Source organism: Pseudomonas sp. MWU318, from assembly GCF_016756945.1.
In the GTDB taxonomy this organism is placed as follows: Bacteria; Pseudomonadota; Gammaproteobacteria; order Pseudomonadales; family Pseudomonadaceae; genus Aquipseudomonas; species Aquipseudomonas putida_A.
This window is the reverse complement of sequence record NZ_JAESJL010000004.1, coordinates 75,607-95,077: the sequence shown is the minus strand read 5'-3', so window position 1 is coordinate 95,077 and position 19,471 is coordinate 75,607. Positions and strand designations below refer to the sequence as shown.

At 58.2% G+C, this 19,471-nt stretch carries 22 protein-coding genes; 7 read left to right on the top strand and 15 right to left on the bottom strand.

Annotation, left to right across the window (positions count from 1 at the left end; translation table 11 throughout):
- The first annotated feature begins 67 nt into the window (after positions 1-67).
- Positions 68-1,192 carry a GNAT family N-acetyltransferase gene (locus JN524_RS11370; RefSeq protein ID WP_202369394.1) on the top strand — a complete coding sequence of 375 codons (1,125 nt, stop codon included), beginning with the start codon at positions 68-70 and terminating at the stop codon, positions 1,190-1,192.
- Between the two features lie 119 nt (positions 1,193-1,311).
- Here the strand turns inward: JN524_RS11370 and JN524_RS11365 are convergent, their stop codons facing one another.
- The 7 genes from JN524_RS11365 to JN524_RS11335 form a co-directional block, all read right to left on the bottom strand.
- Positions 1,312-1,650, bottom strand: a complete 339-nt coding sequence (locus JN524_RS11365; protein WP_202369393.1) for a hypothetical protein — start codon at positions 1,648-1,650, stop codon at positions 1,312-1,314.
- A gap of 162 nt (positions 1,651-1,812) precedes the next feature.
- Entirely contained in the window at positions 1,813-2,085 is a 273-nt protein-coding gene (locus tag JN524_RS11360) for a hypothetical protein (protein WP_202369392.1), read from the bottom strand.
- 188 nt (positions 2,086-2,273) lie between these two features.
- Complete coding sequence (gene aqpZ / locus JN524_RS11355; RefSeq protein ID WP_202369391.1) at positions 2,274-2,969, bottom strand: aquaporin Z; 696 nt, start codon at positions 2,967-2,969, stop codon at positions 2,274-2,276.
- 347 nt (positions 2,970-3,316) lie between these two features.
- Positions 3,317-5,149, bottom strand: a complete 1,833-nt coding sequence (locus JN524_RS11350) for an ABC transporter ATP-binding protein (protein WP_202369390.1) — start codon at positions 5,147-5,149, stop codon at positions 3,317-3,319.
- A gap of 88 nt (positions 5,150-5,237) precedes the next feature.
- Positions 5,238-5,801, bottom strand: a complete 564-nt coding sequence (locus JN524_RS11345; RefSeq protein WP_095138580.1) for a peptidylprolyl isomerase — start codon at positions 5,799-5,801, stop codon at positions 5,238-5,240.
- Between the two features lie 3 nt (positions 5,802-5,804).
- Positions 5,805-6,608 carry an alpha/beta fold hydrolase gene (locus JN524_RS11340; RefSeq protein ID WP_202369389.1) on the bottom strand — a complete coding sequence of 268 codons (804 nt, stop codon included), beginning with the start codon at positions 6,606-6,608 and terminating at the stop codon, positions 5,805-5,807.
- Positions 6,609-6,622: 14 nt separating this feature from the next.
- A complete protein-coding gene (locus JN524_RS11335; protein ID WP_027614550.1) occupies positions 6,623-7,546 on the bottom strand; it encodes a LysR family transcriptional regulator in 924 nt (307 codons plus the stop codon).
- Between the two features lie 49 nt (positions 7,547-7,595).
- On the opposite strand from JN524_RS11335, the gene JN524_RS11330 reads away from it, so the two are divergent.
- The 3 genes from JN524_RS11330 (at position 7,596) to JN524_RS11320 (ending at position 9,925) form a co-directional block, all read left to right on the top strand.
- A complete protein-coding gene (locus JN524_RS11330; RefSeq protein ID WP_202369388.1) occupies positions 7,596-7,910 on the top strand; it encodes a 3-phosphoglycerate kinase in 315 nt (104 codons plus the stop codon).
- 232 nt (positions 7,911-8,142) lie between these two features.
- Positions 8,143-8,742 (top strand): FMN-dependent NADH-azoreductase, encoded by a 600-nt coding sequence (locus JN524_RS11325; RefSeq protein ID WP_096796629.1) that lies wholly within the window; start codon positions 8,143-8,145, stop codon positions 8,740-8,742.
- Between the two features lie 325 nt (positions 8,743-9,067).
- Positions 9,068-9,925 carry a carboxylate/amino acid/amine transporter gene (locus JN524_RS11320; protein ID WP_202369387.1) on the top strand — a complete coding sequence of 286 codons (858 nt, stop codon included), beginning with the start codon at positions 9,068-9,070 and terminating at the stop codon, positions 9,923-9,925.
- 96 nt (positions 9,926-10,021) lie between these two features.
- Here the strand turns inward: JN524_RS11320 and JN524_RS11315 are convergent, their stop codons facing one another.
- A complete protein-coding gene (locus JN524_RS11315) occupies positions 10,022-11,320 on the bottom strand; it encodes a mechanosensitive ion channel family protein (protein WP_095138585.1) in 1,299 nt (432 codons plus the stop codon).
- 191 nt (positions 11,321-11,511) lie between these two features.
- Between JN524_RS11315 and JN524_RS11310 the strand changes: the two genes are divergently transcribed.
- Entirely contained in the window at positions 11,512-12,852 is a 1,341-nt protein-coding gene (locus tag JN524_RS11310) for a DEAD/DEAH box helicase (protein WP_041070247.1), read from the top strand.
- A gap of 63 nt (positions 12,853-12,915) precedes the next feature.
- Here the strand turns inward: JN524_RS11310 and JN524_RS11305 are convergent, their stop codons facing one another.
- The 4 genes from JN524_RS11305 to JN524_RS11290 form a co-directional block, all read right to left on the bottom strand.
- Positions 12,916-13,515, bottom strand: a complete 600-nt coding sequence (locus JN524_RS11305; RefSeq protein ID WP_202369386.1) for a hypothetical protein — start codon at positions 13,513-13,515, stop codon at positions 12,916-12,918.
- Positions 13,516-13,527: 12 nt separating this feature from the next.
- Positions 13,528-14,112, bottom strand: coding sequence for a papain-like cysteine protease family protein (locus JN524_RS11300; protein WP_202369385.1), 585 nt, complete (start codon positions 14,110-14,112; stop codon positions 13,528-13,530).
- Between the two features lie 260 nt (positions 14,113-14,372).
- A complete protein-coding gene (locus JN524_RS11295; protein ID WP_202369384.1) occupies positions 14,373-14,648 on the bottom strand; it encodes a hypothetical protein in 276 nt (91 codons plus the stop codon).
- A gap of 106 nt (positions 14,649-14,754) precedes the next feature.
- Positions 14,755-15,489 (bottom strand): DUF899 domain-containing protein, encoded by a 735-nt coding sequence (locus JN524_RS11290; RefSeq protein ID WP_202369383.1) that lies wholly within the window; start codon positions 15,487-15,489, stop codon positions 14,755-14,757.
- A 176-nt stretch (positions 15,490-15,665) separates the two neighbouring features.
- On the opposite strand from JN524_RS11290, the gene JN524_RS11285 reads away from it, so the two are divergent.
- Positions 15,666-16,058, top strand: coding sequence for a transcriptional regulator (locus tag JN524_RS11285; RefSeq protein ID WP_123586851.1), 393 nt, complete (start codon positions 15,666-15,668; stop codon positions 16,056-16,058).
- A gap of 78 nt (positions 16,059-16,136) precedes the next feature.
- Here the strand turns inward: JN524_RS11285 and JN524_RS11280 are convergent, their stop codons facing one another.
- The 3 genes from JN524_RS11280 to JN524_RS11270 form a co-directional block, all read right to left on the bottom strand.
- A complete protein-coding gene (locus JN524_RS11280; protein ID WP_202369382.1) occupies positions 16,137-17,006 on the bottom strand; it encodes a DUF6279 family lipoprotein in 870 nt (289 codons plus the stop codon).
- A gap of 71 nt (positions 17,007-17,077) precedes the next feature.
- Positions 17,078-17,794, bottom strand: coding sequence for a TorF family putative porin (locus JN524_RS11275; protein ID WP_202369381.1), 717 nt, complete (start codon positions 17,792-17,794; stop codon positions 17,078-17,080).
- Positions 17,795-18,000: 206 nt separating this feature from the next.
- Entirely contained in the window at positions 18,001-18,189 is a 189-nt protein-coding gene (locus tag JN524_RS11270) for a hypothetical protein (RefSeq protein ID WP_016985943.1), read from the bottom strand.
- Between the two features lie 351 nt (positions 18,190-18,540).
- On the opposite strand from JN524_RS11270, the gene JN524_RS11265 reads away from it, so the two are divergent.
- Entirely contained in the window at positions 18,541-19,377 is an 837-nt protein-coding gene (locus JN524_RS11265) for a CvfB family protein (RefSeq protein WP_202369380.1), read from the top strand.
- Positions 19,378-19,471: the final 94 nt, after the last annotated feature.

Below are 19,471 nucleotides of genomic sequence, written 5' to 3'. Positions count from 1 at the left end.
CGTGTGCAATGGATGCCGATCAGCGATACTCGCGGGGCTTTGACGCCAAGATGTGGAGAGCCAGTTGATGCCGTTGCAACGTCTGCAAAACCTGTCAGAAATCGTCCCGGCGACATGGGACGCGCTGGTGCCCGAGAACCAGCCGTTTTTGCGCCATGCGTTCCTCAGCGCACTGGAAGACAGCGGCAGCGTCGGACCCCATACCGGCTGGCAGCCCGAGCATCTGCTGCACGTTGAAGGCGGTCGGTTGATCGCTGCGCTGCCCAGTTATCGCAAGTGGCATTCCTACGGCGAGTACGTGTTCGATCACGGCTGGGCCGATGCCTGTGCCCGGGCCGGCATCGATTACTATCCCAAGCTGCTGACGGCGGTGCCGTTCAGTCCGGTCAGCGGGCCACGCTTGCTGGCCGCCCGGGTCGAGGACGGTTTCGAGCTGCTCAAGAGCCTGCCGGGTTATCTGGAAATCGAAGGGCTTTCCAGCGCGCACATCAACTTCACCGACCCGTTCACCGATGCCGCGATGATCGAGCAGCCGGGCTGGCTGCAGCGCATCGGCTGTCAGTATCACTGGCAGAATCGCGGTTACGGAGACTTCCAGGATTTTCTCGACGTGCTCAGCTCGCGCAAGCGCAAGCAGATGCGTAAAGAGCGCGAGCAAGTGGCGGGGCAGGGCTTCGAGTTCGAATGGCTGGAGGGGCGCGAACTGGACGAATCGCAATGGGATTTTGTCTACGCCTGCTACGCCAATACTTATGCCGTGCGCCGACAGGCGCCATACCTGACGCGGGAGTTTTTCAGTCTGCTGGCTGCGCGGATGCCGGAGGCGATTCGGGTGGTCTTCGCCAGGCAGGGTTCACGGCCGGTGGCGATGGCCTTCAGTCTGGTCGGGGGCGACAGCTTCTACGGACGCTATTGGGGCTGTCTGGCCGAGTTTGACCGACTGCACTTCGAGACGTGTTTCTATCAGGGCATGGACTATGCGATTGCGCAGGGGTATCAGCGCTTTGATGCGGGAGCTCAGGGGGAACATAAACTGATTCGCGGTTTTGAACCGGTGATCACCCACTCGTGGCACTACCTGCGTCATCCGGGTCTGAAGGCCGCAGTAAAAGACTTTTTGCAGCAGGAACGTGCGGGGGTGTTGGCTTATGCAGCAGAGGCGGTCACCGCTCTTCCTTATAAACAGACCTGATGTATTCACCGGGTGTGATGGCACGAATTGCAAGGTGACAGCACAAGGCCCGAAATGATTCGGGCCTTGTGCTTTTCACTGTAGGTGTGCCCCGCTATTAAACAGGCCAAGACAAGAAGTTAGAAACCTGCACCGGCAAAGCAATTTGCCAGGCCTTTCTCGGCGGCCACTTTGTCAAACTCTTCGATAGTGGCAATCGACGAGTGATAATAAATCATCAGGCTGGGTTTTTTGGCAATTCTGCAAGTGTATACGTTGGCCGGTCGCTCGCATTGCGTAACGCCGGTACCGCCATTTACCGAGCACTTTATTTCCGGGCGTACTTCAGACAACGCTTCGGCGATGTTGAATCCAATAGGAGTGTCACTGTCCACGGTTGGCGACAGCATCGCCGAGGCGAAACCGGAATAAGTGGCAGCGATGAATAAGGACAGGATAATGGTTTTGTAGTTTTTCATTTTCAGTTGACTCGATTTTTAGTGTTGTTCTATGCGAATTGGTTTGGTAGTGCGTGACGTGCGTGATCGCCAGAGTTTCCGTTATTGGAAGCTGCCGACATCAAAGCGCGACTCTGCTCGAAGTGGCAGTGTGCGCCTGATACAACCCATATCGATCGGCTGTTACCACTCCCAATGGGTGGCGTTATCTTTGTCCAGCCAGACTTTGCAGTTCTTTAAACCCAATGTCTTGGCGGAATCGGTATTCATGAACTCTTCGGCAGTGTTCGCTTCATGATAAAAGCGTTTGAACTTCCAGATGTAATTCTTGAAGTCGTCGCTGTACTGCTGGCAGCGATAAACATTGGTGGTTCCGTTTTCGGCGGCGAACGCACTGCTTTGCATCAGGCCAGTAGCCAGTGCAAGGGCAATCATGCTGTTGATCAAAGTATTCATGTCTCAGTCCTTGAGAAGCTAATGTTTTAGTGTGTGAAGAAAGTTGCTGGGGTTCACGCTTTTAAAGTAATACGGATGTTCGGGGATGTCAGCGATTTCGCTGTTTCAGGATGTTTGATGTTGCTGGCTTGTTAGTTTAAAAGGCGCATCGCCAGTTATAGCGATGCGCCTTTTGAGTCGAGCGATATTCAGTTCTTTTCAGCACCCAGCGAGCGATAGATTACGCCGCCAATTACTGCACCCATCAAGGGGGCGACCCAGAACATCCACAACTGTGCAATCGCCCAGCCGCCGACCATCAGCGCCGGCCCGGTGCTGCGCGCCGGGTTGACCGAGGTATTGGTGACCGGAATCGAGATCAGGTGAATCAGCGTCAGACCCAGACCGATGGCAATCGGTGCGAGTCCCGCCGGGGCGCGTTTGTCAGTGGCGCCGAGGATGATGATCACGAACATCCCGGTCATCACCAGTTCGGTCACAAACCCGGCCGCCATTGAGTATTTGCCTGGTGAATGCTCACCGTAACCGTTGGAGGCCAGGCCGGCGGCGATATCGAAGCCTTCCTTGCCGCTGGCGATGTAGTAGAGCAGCGCGGCGGCGAGTATCGCGCCGAGCACCTGGGCGATGATGTAGGCGGGTAGCTCCCTGGCCGGAAACCGCCCGCCGACCACCAACCCGACTGATACCGCAGGATTGAGGTGACAGCCGCTGATGTGGCCGATGGCGAACGCCATGGTCAGCACCGTCAGACCAAACGCCAGGGCCACCCCCAGCACTCCAATCCCCAAAGGCGAAGACGCGGCGAGCACCGCACTGCCACAACCACCCAGAACCAGCCAGAACGTACCCAACAACTCAGTAACTGAACGTTTGAACAGAGACATGAGAGAGTCCTTGATAGGCGTGCTATCGAGACTGTATCGAGTTGTGCTTCCTTGCAATTTACGACAGGTTCCGTGCTGGAACCTTGGCTGAGTACAGCACGCTTTGGATGGATTTCCAGCAGCCAGGAAAAAACCGCCAGAGCCCGTGTTTGGCGGGCTCTGGCGGTTTTCTGGCGGGCAGGCATTGTGTGGTGAGGGAGCTTGCTCCCGCTGGACAGCAAGCTGTCCCAAACCTATCTGCACCGGTAGTGTCAGACTCGCACAGTTGGCGGGCTTTGCGCCTGCTGCGCAGCCGAGCGGGAGCAAGCTCCCTCGCCACAAAAGCTCACAAAATCAGGTTTTTGTGATCAATCGATTCCGACAAATCCCCCGGTCTGGTGCGCCCACAACCGCGCATACAACCCGCGATGCGCCAGCAGTTCGGCGTGGGTGCCGCTCTCGGCGATCTTGCCGTTTTCCAGCACTACCAGCCGATCCATGCGAGCGATGGTCGAGAGACGGTGAGCAATGGCGATCACGGTTTTGCCCTGCATCAGGGTTTCCAGGCTTTCCTGAATCGCCGCTTCGACTTCCGAGTCGAGTGCCGAGGTCGCTTCGTCCATGATCAGGATCGGCGCGTCCTTGAGCAGCACCCGGGCAATCGCGATGCGCTGACGCTGACCGCCGGACAGTTTCACCCCGCGTTCGCCGACGTGCGCATCGAAACCGGTGCGGCCCTCAGCGTCCGACAGCAGCGGAATGAACTCGTCGGCGCGGGCCTTGTGCACCGCGTCCCAGAGTTCGGCGTCGGTGGCATCAGGCTTGCCGTACAGCAAGTTGTCGCGGATCGAGCGGTGCAGCAGGGAGGTGTCCTGCGTGATCATGCCGATGCGTGCGCGCAGGCTTTCCTGGCCGACTTCAGCGATGTTCTGCCCATCGATCAGGATGCGTCCGCCCTCGACGTCGTACAGGCGCAGCAGCAGGTTGACCAGGGTCGATTTGCCGGCACCGGACGGCCCGATCAAGCCGATTTTCTCACCGGGTTTGATCGTCAGGTTGAGGTCGCCGATGATGCCTTTCTTCTTGCCGTAGTGAAAATCCACGTGCTCGAAGCGCACTTCGCCGCGAGCCACGGCTAGCGGTTTGGCCTGCTCACGATCGGTGACGCTGACCGGTTGCGAGATGGTCTGCAGACCGTCCTGGACCATGCCGATGTTCTCGAAAATGCCGGTGACCACCCACATGATCCAGCCGGACATGTTGACGATGCGGATCACCAGCCCGGTGGCCAAGGCGATCGCGCCAACAGTGATCAGCGACTGCGTCCACAGCCACAGCGCCAGCGCGGTGGTGCCAACGATCAGCAGACCGTTCATGGTGGTGATCGCCACGTCCATGCTGGTCACCACGCGACCGGCCATCTGCGCCTTGACCGTCTGTTCTTCGATGGCTTCCTTGGCGTAATGCTGTTCGAAGTTGGTGTGGGCGAACAACTTGAGGGTGGCGATGTTGGTGTAGCCGTCGACGATTCGTCCCATCAGTTTCGAGCGCGCGTCGGAAGCTTCCACCGAACGCTCTTTCACCCGTGGCACGAAGTAATACAGCGCGCCGATGTAGGCGACGATCCACGTCAGCAGCGGAATCATCAGGCGCCAGTCGGCTTCGGCGAACAGCACCAGCGAACTGATCGCGTAGATCACCACGTGCCACAGCGCATCCACCGCTTGCACCGCCGAGTCACGCAGCGAGTTGCCGGTCTGCATGATGCGTTGGGCGATGCGCCCGGCGAAGTCGTTCTGGAAGAAATTCAGGCTCTGCTTGAGCACGTAACTGTGGTTCTGCCAGCGGATCATGCTGGTCATCCCCGGGCTCAGGGTCTGATGCACCAGAAGATCGTGCAGGCCGAAAAAGATCGGCCGCAGCACCAGGGCGACCACCACCATCCACGTCAGTTCGAGGGCGTGGTCGCTGAAGAAATTCGGGTTGGGCGTGCCCTGGGCCAGGTCGATGATGCGGCTCAGGTAGCTGAACAGCGCCACTTCGATCAACGCGGCAAACAGGCCGACCACCAGCAGGGCGGCAAAACTCGACCAGACCTGCTTGAGGTAATAGGTATAGAAGGGCCAGACACGATCCGGCGGGGACGCCGTGGGGGCGTCGCGGAATATGTCGATCAGTTGTTCGAAACGGCGATAGAGCATCAGATAACCGCCCGGATGCCGGGCTCTCCTTTTATCGGTGTGAGCGGCGTGGCTTCAGGCCAGCGCCGCTCGAAACGCCCTGTACAGCTTAGTCGATGACTTTGGCCGACTTGATGATCACAGGGTCGACAGGCACGTTTTGCATGCCCTGTTTGGTGGTGGTCTGCGAGTTGACGATGATGTCGACCACGTCCATGCCTTTGACCACTTTGGCGAATACTGCGTAACCGGCGTCACGGCCCGGATCGAGGAAGGCGTTGTCGGCGACGTTGATGAAGAACTGGCTGGTGGCCGAATCCGGGTTGGAGGTACGGGCCATCGACAAGGTGCCGCGAACGTTGTGCAGGCCATTGCTGGCTTCGTTCTTGATCGGTGCCTTGGTCTCTTTCTGTTGCATCTGTGGCGTGAAACCGCCGCCCTGAGCCATGAAGCCCGGGATCACGCGATGGAAAATGGTGTTGGTGTAAAAGCCGCTGTTGACGTAATCCAGAAAGTTTTTGGTACTGATCGGCGCTTTGACCGGATCCAGTTCGATTTCGATCTGGCCGTTGGTGGTGTCCAGCAGCACGTGCGGTGCTTTTGCAGGCGTGGCAGCCATCAGGTTGGCAGCAAACAGCACGGTGCCGGCGGCGAGGGCGAGTTTTTTCAGCATGGGTCAGTGATCCTGAGATTGAGTATCGGCTGTGGCAAGGAACGCCAGCAGCGTTTGGTTAAAGCGTTCGGGTTGATCGAGCGGGGTGGCGTGGCGCGAATCGGCGATGACCACCAGCCGCGCATCGGGCAGCAGTTTTACATAGGTTTCTTTCAGTGCCACCGGTGTGTAGTCACGGTCGGCAGTGACGATGAGGGTTGGACAGGTCACCCGGGAAAGTCGTTCCTGAACGCCCCAGCCAACAATCGCATCGAAGCTGGCGAGATAAGCACGTTTGTCGTTTTTTGCCCAGCGTTCGGCCATTTTCTGCCGCAGATCAGCTTGTTCAGGCTTGGGAAAAAGTTTGCCGCCCAGCGCCTTGCCGATGGTCGCCAGACTCAGCACGCGCATCAGGCTCCAGCGCTTGAACCACTGCCAGTAATCGTCGCGGCTGCGGAGTTTGACCTCGGGGGCGCTGTTGACGATGGTCAGGCTTTTCAGCATTTGCGGCTGATCGACGCCGAACTGAAAGCCGATCATCCCGCCCATCGACAGCCCGACGTAATGTACCGGGCCGAGTTTCAGGTGTTCGATCAACGCCAGCAGATCGGCGCTGAACCCGGCGATGCTGTAGCGCTCGCGAGGTTTGTCCGAGCGACCGTGACCGCGTATGTCCGGAACGATCACCCGGTAGTGCGCCGCCAGCGCCGGGATCTGCATTTCCCAGTCCAGGGTGCTCGAACCGAGTCCGTGAACCAGCAGCAACGGTGTGCCGTGGCCATATTCCTCGTAGTGCAGGTTGCAACCTTCGTGCTCGAAATAGGCCATCGGTGAACTCCGTGTCAGGCTTGCTCGGGGGCGGCGAACGGTGCGTCCAGCGGCAAGGTGTCGAAGGTACGCAACAGTTCGATGAGGATTTGTGTGGCCGGGCCCAGCGGTTTGTCCTTGTTCGAATACAGATAGAAGCTCGGGTTGCGGCTGCCGCCCTGATCCAACGGTAGCAGCTTGAGCGTGCCTTCCTTCAATTCCCGTTCGATCATGTGTCGTGGCAGCCAGGCAAAGCCCAGGCCGCTGCTGACGAACGTGGCAGCCGTGGCGAGGCTGCCGACGGTCCAGCGCTGTTCGGCGCCGAGCCAGCCGACGTCGCGTGGTTGCTGGCGGCCGGAGTCGCGAATCACCACCTGCATCTGGGTTTCCAGGTCCTGGAAGCTCAGTTCGCGATTGAGTCGATGCAGCGCGTGATCCGGGTGGGCGACCGCGACAAATTCGACGTCGCTCAATTCCGCGCCGAGGTAGCCGGGGATGCTCAGGCCGGTGATCGCCAGATCGGCCACGCCCTCGAGCAAGACCTCTTCGACCCCCGACAACACCTCCTCGCGCAGACGCACGCGGCAGCCGCGACTCTGCGGCATGAATGCGGTCAGCGCCCGCACGATGCGTGCGCTCGGGTAAGCCGCATCGACCACCAGCCGCACCTCGGCTTCCCAACCTTGCTCCATGTGGTGGGCGAGGTCTTCCAGTTGACTGGCCTGTTTCACCAGTTGCCGCGAGCGGCGCAGCAGTACGCCGCCGGCTTCGGTGAGCACCGCTTTACGTCCGTCGATGCGCAGCAACGGCACGCCGAGCTGGTCCTGCATGCGGGCGACGGTATAACTCACCGACGATTGCGAACGGTGCAGAACCTCGGCGGCCTGGGCGAAACCACCGTGGTCGACCACCGCCTGCAATGTTCGCCATTGATCAAGGGTCACGCGGGGCGCTTTCATCAATAGCTCCTCTTGTCCTAAGCTGGCCGTCCCTCATGGAGACTGGCGAATGAAAAAATTCTGTTGTGTGGTGCTCGCGTTGCTGCCGCTGACTGCGTTTGCTTACCCGATCGATGTGCAGAAGAACCTCAATGGCTTGAAGATCGACTACGAGACCTTCGACACCGACAAAGACATCGGCTCCATCCGGGTCGCCAACTACGGTGATGTCGACGCGACCTGCAAAGTCGTTTTCAACAATGGCCCGGAAGCACCGCGTACGCGCAACATCGAAATCCCGGCCCGCAAGCATACGAATGCCACGGCCAAGTTTTCCCGCGAAATCATCAGACTGCGCATCGACCTGAGCTGCAGCCCGAAATAACGGTCGATCCCTTGTAGGAGTGAGCCTGCTCGCGATAGCGGTGTATCAGTCAGAGAATGCGTCGATTGACACACCGCTATCGCGAGCAGGCTCACTCCTACAAGGGTACGTGTCAGCATCTAAACGAATTATTCGATCTTTTGCAGCAATTATTTGCGCTTTTTCATCGATACAACCCTGTTTAACCTTCACTCCATCGACCTACAACATTCTCGGATGGAGACTACACACCATGTCCCGCGTTCTGATCATTGAAAGCAGCGCCCGCCAGCAAGACTCGGTTTCCCGTCAACTGACCCAGACCTTCATCGGTCAGTGGAAAGCGGCGCATCCCAACGATCAGATCACCGTGCGTGACCTCGCCGTGAATCCCGTTCCACACCTGGACGCCAACCTGCTGGGCGGCTGGATGAAGCCTGCCGAGCAGCGCAATGCCAGCGAACAATCGTCGCTGGAGCGCTCCAACGAATTGACCGACGAGCTGCTCGCCGCCGACGTACTGGTGATGGCTGCGCCGATGTACAACTTCGCGATCCCGAGCACCCTCAAGGCCTGGCTCGACCACGTGCTGCGTGCCGGCGTGACCTTCAAGTACACCGAAACCGGCCCGCAAGGCCTGCTCAGCGGCAAACGTGCCTACGTGCTCACTGCTCGCGGCGGGATCTACGCCGGCGGCCCGGCCGACCATCAGGAACCGTACCTGCGTCAGGTAATGGGTTTCATCGGCATCCATGACGTGACCTTCATTCACGCCGAAGGCATGAACCTGGGCGGTGACTTCCAGGAGAAGGGCCTGAATCAGGCCAACGCCAAACTGTCCCAGGTCGCTTGATATGTTAATCGCCAGATAATCGCCGCTTGTTTAAGTGACCTGGCGCAACCCCTTCAAGGCTCTACGCGCATCGAACCTCCCTTTGCACTTGTTGCTCCTGAGTGCTGTAGCCCGATTGAACGCTTTAGCGAGATCGGGCTTTTTTTTGCCTGGGATTTCTCTGATTCACTGCTATCCCTGTAGGAGCTGCCGCAGGCTGCGATCTTTTGATGTTGTTTTTTACGATCAAAAGATCGCAGCCTGCGGCAGCTCCTACAGGGGATTTTGTGTTGGTTGCGGAATGTAAAACCGGCTATCGTCGCCGCCATTCGAAACAGAGGCGACCATGGGCTATCTACTTTTTGTCACGCTGATCCAGGCGTTTTCCTTCAGTCTGATCGGCGAATACCTTGCCGGGCACGTCGACAGCTACTTCGCGGTGCTGGTGCGTGTGGTGCTGGCCGGGCTGGTGTTCATTCCGCTGACCCGCTGGCGCTCGGTGGAACCGGCGTTTATGCGCGGCATGCTGCTGATCGGCGCGTTGCAGTTCGGCATCACCTACGTCTGCCTGTACCTGAGCTTCCGCGTGCTGACGGTGCCGGAGGTGTTGCTGTTCACCATCCTCACGCCGCTGCACGTGACGCTGATCGAAGATGCGCTGAACCGCCGCTTCAATCCGTGGGCGCTGGTGGCCGCGTTGGTAGCGGTGGGCGGTGCGGCGGTGATTCGTTTCGACAGCATCAGTCCGGATTTCTTCATGGGCTTCCTGCTGCTGCAACTGGCCAACTTCACCTACGCGGCAGGGCAGGTGCTGTACAAGCATCTGGTAGCAAAATACCCGAGCGATCTGCCGCATTACCGGCGTTTCGGCTTCTTCTACCTCGGCGCACTGGCGGTGGTGTTGCCGGCATTTCTGCTGTTCGGCAAAGCCAACTTCCTGCCCGAAGCACCCCTGCAATGGGGCGTGTTGCTGTTTCTCGGACTGGTCTCGACCGCGTTGGGCATGTACTGGTGGAACAAGGGCGCGTGCATGGTCAACGGCGGCACGCTGGCGGTGATGAACAACCTGCATGTGCCGGTGGGCTTGCTGCTGAACCTGCTGATCTGGAATCAGCATGAGGAGTTGGGAAGGCTGTTGCTTGGCGGGAGTGTCATCCTGGCGGCCGTATGGATCAGCCGGTTAGGTATCAAAAGCACCGCATAACCCTTGTAGGAGCTGCCGCAGGCTGCGATCTTTTGCCTTTGATGTTTTGAGGATCAAAAGATCGCAGCCTTCGGCAGCTCCTACATGAATTGTGGGTTACATCAGGTGTTTTTGCGGTTCCGGAATGTGCGCCGAACCGAGCACCGCCGGCAGCAACCCGGTACGCAAATCCCCGCCACTCGGCTGCTGATACAGGCTCAAGCCAAACTCCGGCAGCACCGCCAGCAGATAATCGAAAATATCCCCCTGAATCCGCTCGTAATCGGCCCACACCGTGGTGGTCGTGAAGCAGTAGATTTCCAGCGGAATTCCCTGCGCCGTGGTCTGCATCTGCCGCACCATGCAGGTCATGTTCGGCTGCACCTCCGGGTGACTCTTCAAATACGCCAGCGCATAAGCGCGGAAGGTGCCGATGTTGGTCATGCGCCGGCGGTTGGCCGACATCGCCGCGACGTTTCCTTGCGCCTCGTTCCACGCCTTGAGTTCGGCTTTCTTGCGGCCCATGTAGCCGGTCAGCAGGTGCACTTGGCTCAACTTCTCTTCTTCATCGTCACGAATGAAGCGCACGCCGCTGGCGTCGATGAACAGGCTGCGCTTGATCCGTCGCCCGCCGGACTGTTGCATGCCGCGCCAGTTGCGGAACGACTCGGACATCAGGCGCCAGGTCGGGATCGAAACGATGGTCTTGTCGAAGTTCTGCACCTTGACCGTGTGCAAAGTGATGTCGACCACGTCGCCATCGGCGCCGACTTGCGGCATTTCGATCCAGTCGCCGACCCGCAGCATGTCGTTGCTGGTCAGTTGCACGCTGGCAACGAACGACAGCAACGTGTCCTTGTAGACCAACAGAATCACCGCCGACATCGCACCCAGACCAGAGAGCAGCAACAGCGGTGAACGGTCGATCAACGTGGCGACGATGATGATCGCACCGAACACGTACAGAACCATTTTCGCCAGTTGCACATAGCCCTTGATCGAGCGGGTGCGGGCGTGTTCGGTGCGCGCGTAGATGTCCAGCAGCGCATTGAGCAGGGCACTGACCGACAGCAGCAGGAACAGGATGGTGAAGGACAGCGCCACGTTGCCGAGGAAGGTCATCGCGGTTTTGCTCAGTTCCGGCACCAGGTGCAGGCCGAACTGGATCACCAGCGACGGGGTCATCTGCGCCAGACGTTGAAACACTTTGTTGTGGCGAAAGTCGTTGATCCAGTGCAGGGCCGGCTGGCGACCGAGCATGCGGCTGGCGTGCAGGATCAGATAGCGCGCCACTCGTCCGAGGACCAGCGCGATCACCAATAGCAACATAAGCGCCAGGCCGGATTGCAGGAACGGGTGCTGTTCGAGGGCACCCCAGAGGTCTTGGGCGTTGAGCCAGAGCTGTTTGAAATCCATGTGAGCAACGATTCTTCTGTAAGACGCGATGGGCGATTAGAGCATTTAAGACGCTGTGTATTACCGTTGGAGACAAATCGAGCAACAAAAAAGCCACTGATTACGTCCGTTTGTATAAAGAAACTCGGCCTGAGCGCTCGAAACCGGTAACCTATGCAGCTGTTTTTTTGCATATCTTCGAGGTAGCACCCGTGTTTTCCCAATTCGCCCTGCACGAACGCCTGCTCAAAGCCGTGGCCGAGCTGAAATTTGTCGAGCCAACGCCTGTGCAAGCAGCGGCCATTCCGCTGGCGCTCCAGGGGCGTGACCTGCGGGTGACGGCGCAAACCGGTAGCGGCAAAACCGCCGCTTTTGTCCTGCCGATCCTCAATCGCCTGATCGGCCCGGCGAAGATTCGCGTGAGCATCAAGACGCTGATTCTTCTGCCGACCCGCGAACTGGCCCAGCAGACCCTGAAGGAAGTCGAGCGCTTTTCGCAGTTCACATTCATCAAGTCCGGCCTGATCACCGGCGGTGAAGACTTCAAGGTGCAAGCGGCGATGCTGCGCAAGGTACCGGACATCCTGATCGGTACGCCGGGCCGGATGATCGAGCAACTCAACGCCGGCAACCTCGACCTCAAAGAAGTCGAAGTGCTGGTGCTCGACGAAGCCGACCGCATGCTCGACATGGGTTTCGCCGAAGACGTGCAGCGTCTGGTCGACGAATGCCCGAACCGTCAGCAGACCATGCTGTTTTCCGCCACCACCGGCGGTTCCGGCCTGCGCGAGATGATCGCCAAGGTGCTGAACAACCCAGAGCACCTGCAACTCAACGCGGTCAGCCAGCTGAACTCGACCACCCGTCAGCAGATCATCACCGCCGACCACAACCAGCATAAAGAACAGATCGTCAACTGGCTGCTGGCCAACGAGACCTACCAGAAGGCCATCGTCTTCACCAACACTCGTGCCATGGCCGACCGCATCTACGGCCGCCTCGTGGCTCAGGAATACAAGGCGTTCGTGCTGCACGGCGAGAAAGACCAGAAGGATCGCAAACTGGCGATCGATCGTCTGAAGCAGGGCGGTGTGAAGATCCTGGTAGCGACCGACGTCGCGGCCCGGGGTCTGGACGTTGATGGCCTGGATCTGGTGATCAACTTCGACATGCCACGCAGCGGCGACGAATACGTGCACCGCATCGGTCGTACCGGCCGTGCCGGCAACGACGGTCTGGCGATCTCGCTGATCTGCCATGGCGACTGGAACCTGATGTCGAGCATCGAGCGCTACCTGAAGCAGAGCTTCGAGCGCCGCACCATCAAGGAAGTCAAAGGCACCTACGGCGGACCGAAAAAGGTCAAGGCCTCGGGCAAAGCCGTCGGCGTGAAGAAGAAAAAGACCGACGCCAAGGGCGACAAGAAGAAAACCGCCGCCAAGACCCCGACCAAGCGCAAGAGTGCCAACCGTCCAAAGCCGGATTCGCTGGTGAGCAGCGACGGCATGGCCCCGCTCAAGCGTCGCAAGCCGGCAGAGCCAGCGGCTGAATAAGTCGTCTCAAGCGGCCAATAAAAAACCCGGACAGTGTCCGGGTTTTTTTATGCGCAGGGTTTGTCAGTTCCCCAACTGTCCGCTGGTGTCTGCGTCAAAGCGCTGTCTGGCGCGATCTGCCGCCGGTTTGAGCAGCGCGAGCAACGCGGCTTCGCTGTACAACCGCGAGTCCCCGAGCTCTTTCGGCGTCGGCTCGATCGGGATCAGTACATCTTCACCGTCAGCGTGCAGCCAGATCGCCACGACGTGCAGTGCCGAGACAAACAACACCCGCAGTTCAACGCTCTTGCCCTGCAATTGCGGCGCCTGTTCCGCCAGTTTCAACGCGCCCACGGTGTCGGCGGCCCGGGTGCCGTGGTTCAGCGAAGCGAACTCGACATGGCCACGCACCTCGGCCAGTTGCGCATCGGCAATGCTAACGCCGTCGGCAAACACCAGGTAATGCCAGTCGCCGATACGTGCGTCTTTCAGACCCTTGCCCTTGCTCAGATCGTCGAGTGTCAGCGAGTAGCCGCGGTAGGCTTCGCTGAGGCTGACTTTGGCCGGTGCCGCGTTGGCGAACTGGCGGTTGATGCCGAAGCCCTGGTTTTGCAGCGCGGCTTGCAGCACCGGACGCAAAGTCTGTACGCCGTTGGAAGGCGCCTTTGGATAAGTCAGTTGCATGATGTCGCCCTCCTAGTTTTTCGCGGTGAAGTAAGTGTGAGTCCAGTTGCCGCCGCCGTTGTACGAACCCGGGAAGGAGTTCAGCGCGCGGGTCGAGTAACCGTAGATCGAGTCGGCGATCAGCACGTAGTTGCCGTTGGTGCCGTAGATCGCCAGGAAGTGCGCGCCACCGCCATACCAGGCACAGCGCAGGCCGACCGGGCGGCCCATGTTGATCTGGTTCTGAATCGCCGACATCTGCAGCGAACCCTGATTCATCCCGTTATAGCTGCGGGTGGTCTGCAGGGCCGAATCCAGATAGCCGTAGACGTTGCACGGCCCCGGCTGGCTGCAGCAATTGCGGTCCAGTTGGGTGCTGGCGACGCCGCACTGAGTCCATGACCCGGTGCCGTAGTAGTTGCCGACCGAAGCGGAAACGGCGGCCCAGCACCAGTTGGTCTGAGTCTGTTTCTGCATCGTGAAGTTGAGGTTGGCAGCGGCCAGTGCCGCGGTTTGCGCAGTGGCTTCAACCTCGACCAGTTGCGGGTCGAGCAGGTGGCCAACAAGGCACCTTGGCAGGCTCTCGCCGGTAAACGATGTTGCTTGAGTGGTTAACATTTTCAGTCCTCCATGAATGAAAACAAGCGTCCAGCTTGTGGTTGTGTTGCGGTATTGCCGAGCGATCGGTGGTTAACGGTTTTCATCTGCGATGAACGGTGCCGATCTCCTTGCTCGATGTAACCTTAGTCAGGATATGCGTTTGTGCAAGAAAATAAATGCACTGGTGCATTTTCAGAGGCAAAAGATCGCAGCCTTCGGCAGCTCCTACAGGGATCGATGTAGGAGCTGCCGAAGGCTGCGATCTTTTGATCTTGTTTTTAACCCTCGGCTTTTTTCTCAGCCGTCCCCAATTCCTTCAAGCGCTGATCAATCAACTGGCATTTGTCCGGCAAATCCGCACTGGCCGTGCCCAAGTCCATCTTTTGCAACTCGGCGTTGATCTCCTTGGCCTTGGCCGGATTCTGTTGGGTGAGCTTGGCCACTTCCTTGGCCAGTTGTTCACGTTTGGCAGTGGCCTCTTCTGGCGTGCAGGCCCAGACGGGCAGGGCGCAGGCGAGGGTGGCGGCGAGAGTGAGTTTGAGCAGGGTTTTCATGGGGGCGGGCCTCCGTTCCGGTTAAGGCGGGTTAACCGGTGGAGAGCTGGATGACATAAAAAGTTCAGAGTTGTGGCTGCCAGCAAGGCTTGCCCCCACAGGTTTATCAACTGCCATGACAGCAACTGGATTTTGTTTCTCTCTCATATCGGTCGTGGTGTCGTACCCATTCCATGATCTCGTCCTCATTGCGGCCCTTGGGCGTGAGGTCGAGATAGTTGTAGGCCCCTACCAACATATCCAGCCCACGGGCATAAGTTGAATAGGTATGGAAAATCTCCCCGGATTCATTGCGATAAAACACACTCAGCCCCGGCATTTCTTCCTCGGCGCTGTCAGTCTTTTCGTAGTTGTAGGTAGCCTTTCCGGCTTCGGCGTCTTCGGTTCTGGCGCAAACGCCAAAGTCGTAGTTGAAATCGGAACCGTCTGACGACACCCAGTCGAATTTCCAGCCCATGCGCTGCCTGAAGGCCTGGAACTGCTCGAACGGTGCGTGGGAAACCGCCACCACCGCAATATCGTGATGCGCCAGATGCTGGTTCGCGCCGTCGATGTGGTCGGACAGGAACGAGCAGCCCTGACACCCTTCTTCCCAGTCCTTGGCGAACATGAAGTGATAAACGATCAATTGACTGTGTTGGCCGAACAGGTCGGCCAGTTTCAGCTCGCCGTGCGGGCCGTGGAAGCGGTAGTCCTTGTCGACTTTGACCCAGGGCAATGCGCGGCGTTTGGCGCTCAAGCGGTCGCGCTCACGGGTGAAGGCCTTTTCGTCGGCCAGATGCTGTTTGCGCGCAGCGAGCCATTCTTCGCGCGATACCACCGGATGATTCTCGACGTTCATGATGATTTCTCCTGCGGGGGTTGAAACCGTCTCTGTCAGACTAGTCGTTTAACCCACGATCAATTCGACAGACCGCCGGTCGGTCGCCGTAAAAAATGCGTCTGAACGGCTGCGGCACGCTCGGGTCACAACCTATGACAGCGCCCCAAATCACGCGCACCGGAGGTTGAATCAGGATGACGACTTATAACTGGGATTTGATTGAACGCCTGCTGCATGAAGTGCAGAACAGTGCTGGCGAAAGTTTCGCGCCGCGAAAATACGCTGAGGACTATGCAGCGGCTAAGGCCAGCGCCGGCGAGCCGATCGAGAATCTGGATCACCTGAAAACGGTGGCCTGCGAATATGAAGGCTTGTTGCTTGACCGTGGATTTATCGAACCGCGCCCGGATCATATGGGCAGTACCGGCAACAATTTTATTCTGACCCCGCGTGGTTCCAGCCTTTTGAGCTTGATCGACAGCAGCATCCCCGGCAATGATCATCCGCGGCAGGTGCTGGATGAGCAGGAGGATGCGCTGGATGAAGCGACATTTGATGTCGTGGCGTCAAAGGCGCAGATTGCCTGAAAGTAAAAAATCGCAGCCTTCGGCAGCTCCTGCAGGGTTATGTGCAGGAGCTGCCGAAGGCTGCGATCTTCTGATCTTCTATTCTTGCCTTGCAGCCTTCAGACACTTCAAATCATTGAAGTCCTTGCGCACACCCTCGATCTTCTTCAACAACCGCTGACGCTGCTGCGGTGTACTCTCGGCCATCAGATCAACCGCCAGCGAACGCGCCTGTGCCTCGGTGTTGGCGTAGGCTTTTTGGTAGTCCGTTGTCCATAAACGCTCGCGATTGACCAGAAGCGTCTCGATTCGCTGCGGGAATTCCGGACTCTTACGCTGGGCAACGGCGTTTATGAACTGCTGCTGCCAATGGGCGCGGTTGGCGATCCACTGGGTATTCTGATCACCCAGTGACGTCGACCATGCCATCACTCGTTGTTCCTGAGTAACGCTCAACGGGCCAAGCCAGTCGGTCAGGCGCTTGTCCATGCGTGCACCGCGTTCAGCAATCTGCTGCGCCAGCGGCGGTTTGACGTATTCCTTTTCACGTTTGCGCAGGTCCTTGGCGAACGCGTCGTTCATTTCCGCGACCTGTTTATCGTCCAGCCCTTGCAGCAATTCGATGGCCGAGGGTGTGATCTGGCGTGCGGTTTCGGCGATGGCTTTTTTCGCTTCCAGAGTTCGCGCTTGCAGTGCTGCGTCCGTTACCTGATTGCTTTCGACCATTGCCTGCAAGCGATCCAGCCAGTCGAGGTAGCCCGGCAATTGCGTGGTGCAGTGCCAGTTCAGGTGCTCCTTGAGCCGTTCGTTGAACCAGTCCTTCTGCTCGCCGTTCATGTCCAGGTAGTCGCCAAGCGTCCATGGAATGATTACGTCGAGATTGCGATAGGCCAGGCCGACGCGGCTGCAGGCGCCGAGGGCGAGGGTGAAGATCAGCAGGGTGGCGAGGTGTTTGAACCAGCGAGACATGAGCGAATCCTTGCGAGAGCCTGACGTCTGATTCTCATGTGAACGCAGGAGGCTCCCGGCAGTTCAGCCGATCAATAGAATGCGCGCTCGGCCTTCAGTGTCACCAGGCCGTCACACTGACTGTTGTGTCCCGAGTACGCCGAGCATTCACTGCCGCTGAGGTTGGAATTGCTGTAGATCAGATCGAGATCGACGCCCATGAACGGTCGGGAAAACTTCACTGACCAATCGGTAAAACTGCTGACATAACCACCGTCCACCGACACCGGCGTGTTCAGTTGGTGGGTGGTGTATTTCATGCTGATCCCGATGCCGAAGGGCTGATTGCCGCCGAGGTCGGCGAACAGCGTGTTGTTCTGTTTGTCCGGGTCGTTGCTGACGGCCACACCGAAGCGGCTGCCGAGCAGGGTCAGGCCGCCGAACAGCTCCTGGCTGTCGAGGGTGTCTACTTTGGGATAGCTGTAATGGATCATCCCGACTTCGTAGCCGAGGGTCTGATCGAAAGGTTGTTTGAAGCCGACGTAGGAGTCGATTTCGAGGTTCTTGCCAGGTGTGAGGCCCATGCTCGGTGCGTACTGGCCGACATACAGGCCGCTGTCGTGGCTCAGATCGAGGCCGCCGTGGAACGAGCCGACTGCCGCCGGCTTGACCAGCCCTTGAGCCATGCTGCGGCTGGGCGTGGTGCCGAGTTTGAGGTCGAAGTCGCCGAGTTCACGCTGGAAAATCTGCGCGTGCGCGGACGAGCAAACCAGCAGGCCTACAAGCAATAAACGGGAAGATTTGAGCATGCGTCACTCCATGAACAGCGAGGGCAGGGCTTGAGCCTGCTGAAACGCTTGATCCAGACGCGTGCAAGGATACCGGCGAATGCGCGGCAATGATGGCCGTTCGTCGATTTTCAAAGATTGATTAAACAGATTGGAGGGAATTGCGCGGGTGCCAGTCCAGACGCTTCGAAGCTCAAAGCGTCTCAGGACGGGTGTATTACCGGGTGTTACTTCTTGCCCAGGCTGATCTGCTTGGACGGACCGAACGTCTGGCCGCTGACGCCTTTGGCAATTTGCTGGATTTCGCCGCCGGACTTGAGGAACGCTGCGATCTGATCGTTGATCGATTCGCTGGTTTCAACGGCTGGAGCTGGCTTTGCTTTGCTGGTGGATGCTTTTACACGCATGGCGGCCATTAACCTGTAGAAAAGTAACTCGGCCAGGCATCGTACAGGAATAACTTGACAATTGCTTGATAAATATCCCCCGGAATAACTGAGCGCGCGGGTGGATTATTCTCGATTAATTATTCGAAATATCCCCCTAAGCTACTGTTTTAAATACGAACATTTATTCGCCACGAGTGAAATTGTTTGCGGTGAAAAGGCGTGGCAGTGCCTGCGATGGTCTGACGAGTGGCGCCCCGGTCGCTCCGGAATCAGCAAAATCAAGGCGTTCCGCCGATTTTTCCGGGGCGCCCGTTCAGCCAGCGAACGAGACGGGCAAAACCGGGTAGAATGCCGCCCACGCAATGAGGGTTCTGGAAAATGGCTTTAGTCGGGCGTTACAACAGTTTGCAAGTGGTTAAACACACTAACTTCGGTTTATATCTGGACGGCGGTGCCGACGGCGAAATTCTTTTGCCCAACCGTTATATCCCTAAAGATATTCCCAGCGAAGATGAAGACTGGCTCAACGTTTTTATTTATCTGGACAGTGAAGACAAACTTCTCGCTACCACTGAAAAACCAAAAGTTCAGGTGGGTGAATTTGCCAGCCTGAAAGTAGTTGAAGTCAACAGCATTGGCGTGTTCCTCGATTGGGGGCTGCCGAAAGATCTGTTACTGCCGTATTCCGAAGAAAAGCGGCAGATGACCGCTGGCGAGTACTGCGTGGTGCACGTCTATCTCGACAAACACACCCGCCGCATCACCGCCACCGCACGTCTGGATCGCTACCTCGACAAGACCCCGGCCAACTACAGCGCCGGGCAGGAAGTTGATTTGCTGGTTGCCGAAGCCACTGACATGGGCTTCAAGGCGATCATCAACAACAAGCACTGGGGCTTGATCCACAAGAATGAGATCTTCAAGTTCATGCGTTCCGGCATGCGCGAGAAGGGCTTCATCAAGGAAGTGCGCGCCGACGGCAAGATCAGCCTTAGCCTGCAGCCGGTTGGCCAGGAAGCGGCAAGCAGCCTGAGTTCGAAGATTCTTGCCAAATTGCGTGAAAGCAACGGCACGCTGGCCATCAGTGACAAGAGCGATCCGGCGCTGATCAGCAGCATGTTCGGTGTCAGCAAGGGCAACTTCAAGAAAGCCATTGGTTCGCTGTACAAGGAAGGCAAGATCGTCATTCATGCCGATCGCATTGAACTAACCTGAGCCACCATCGGCCCCATGTAGGAGCTGCCGCAGGCTGCGATCTTTTGATCTTCAAAGGCAAAAGATCGCAGCCTGCGGCAGCTCCTACATGAGG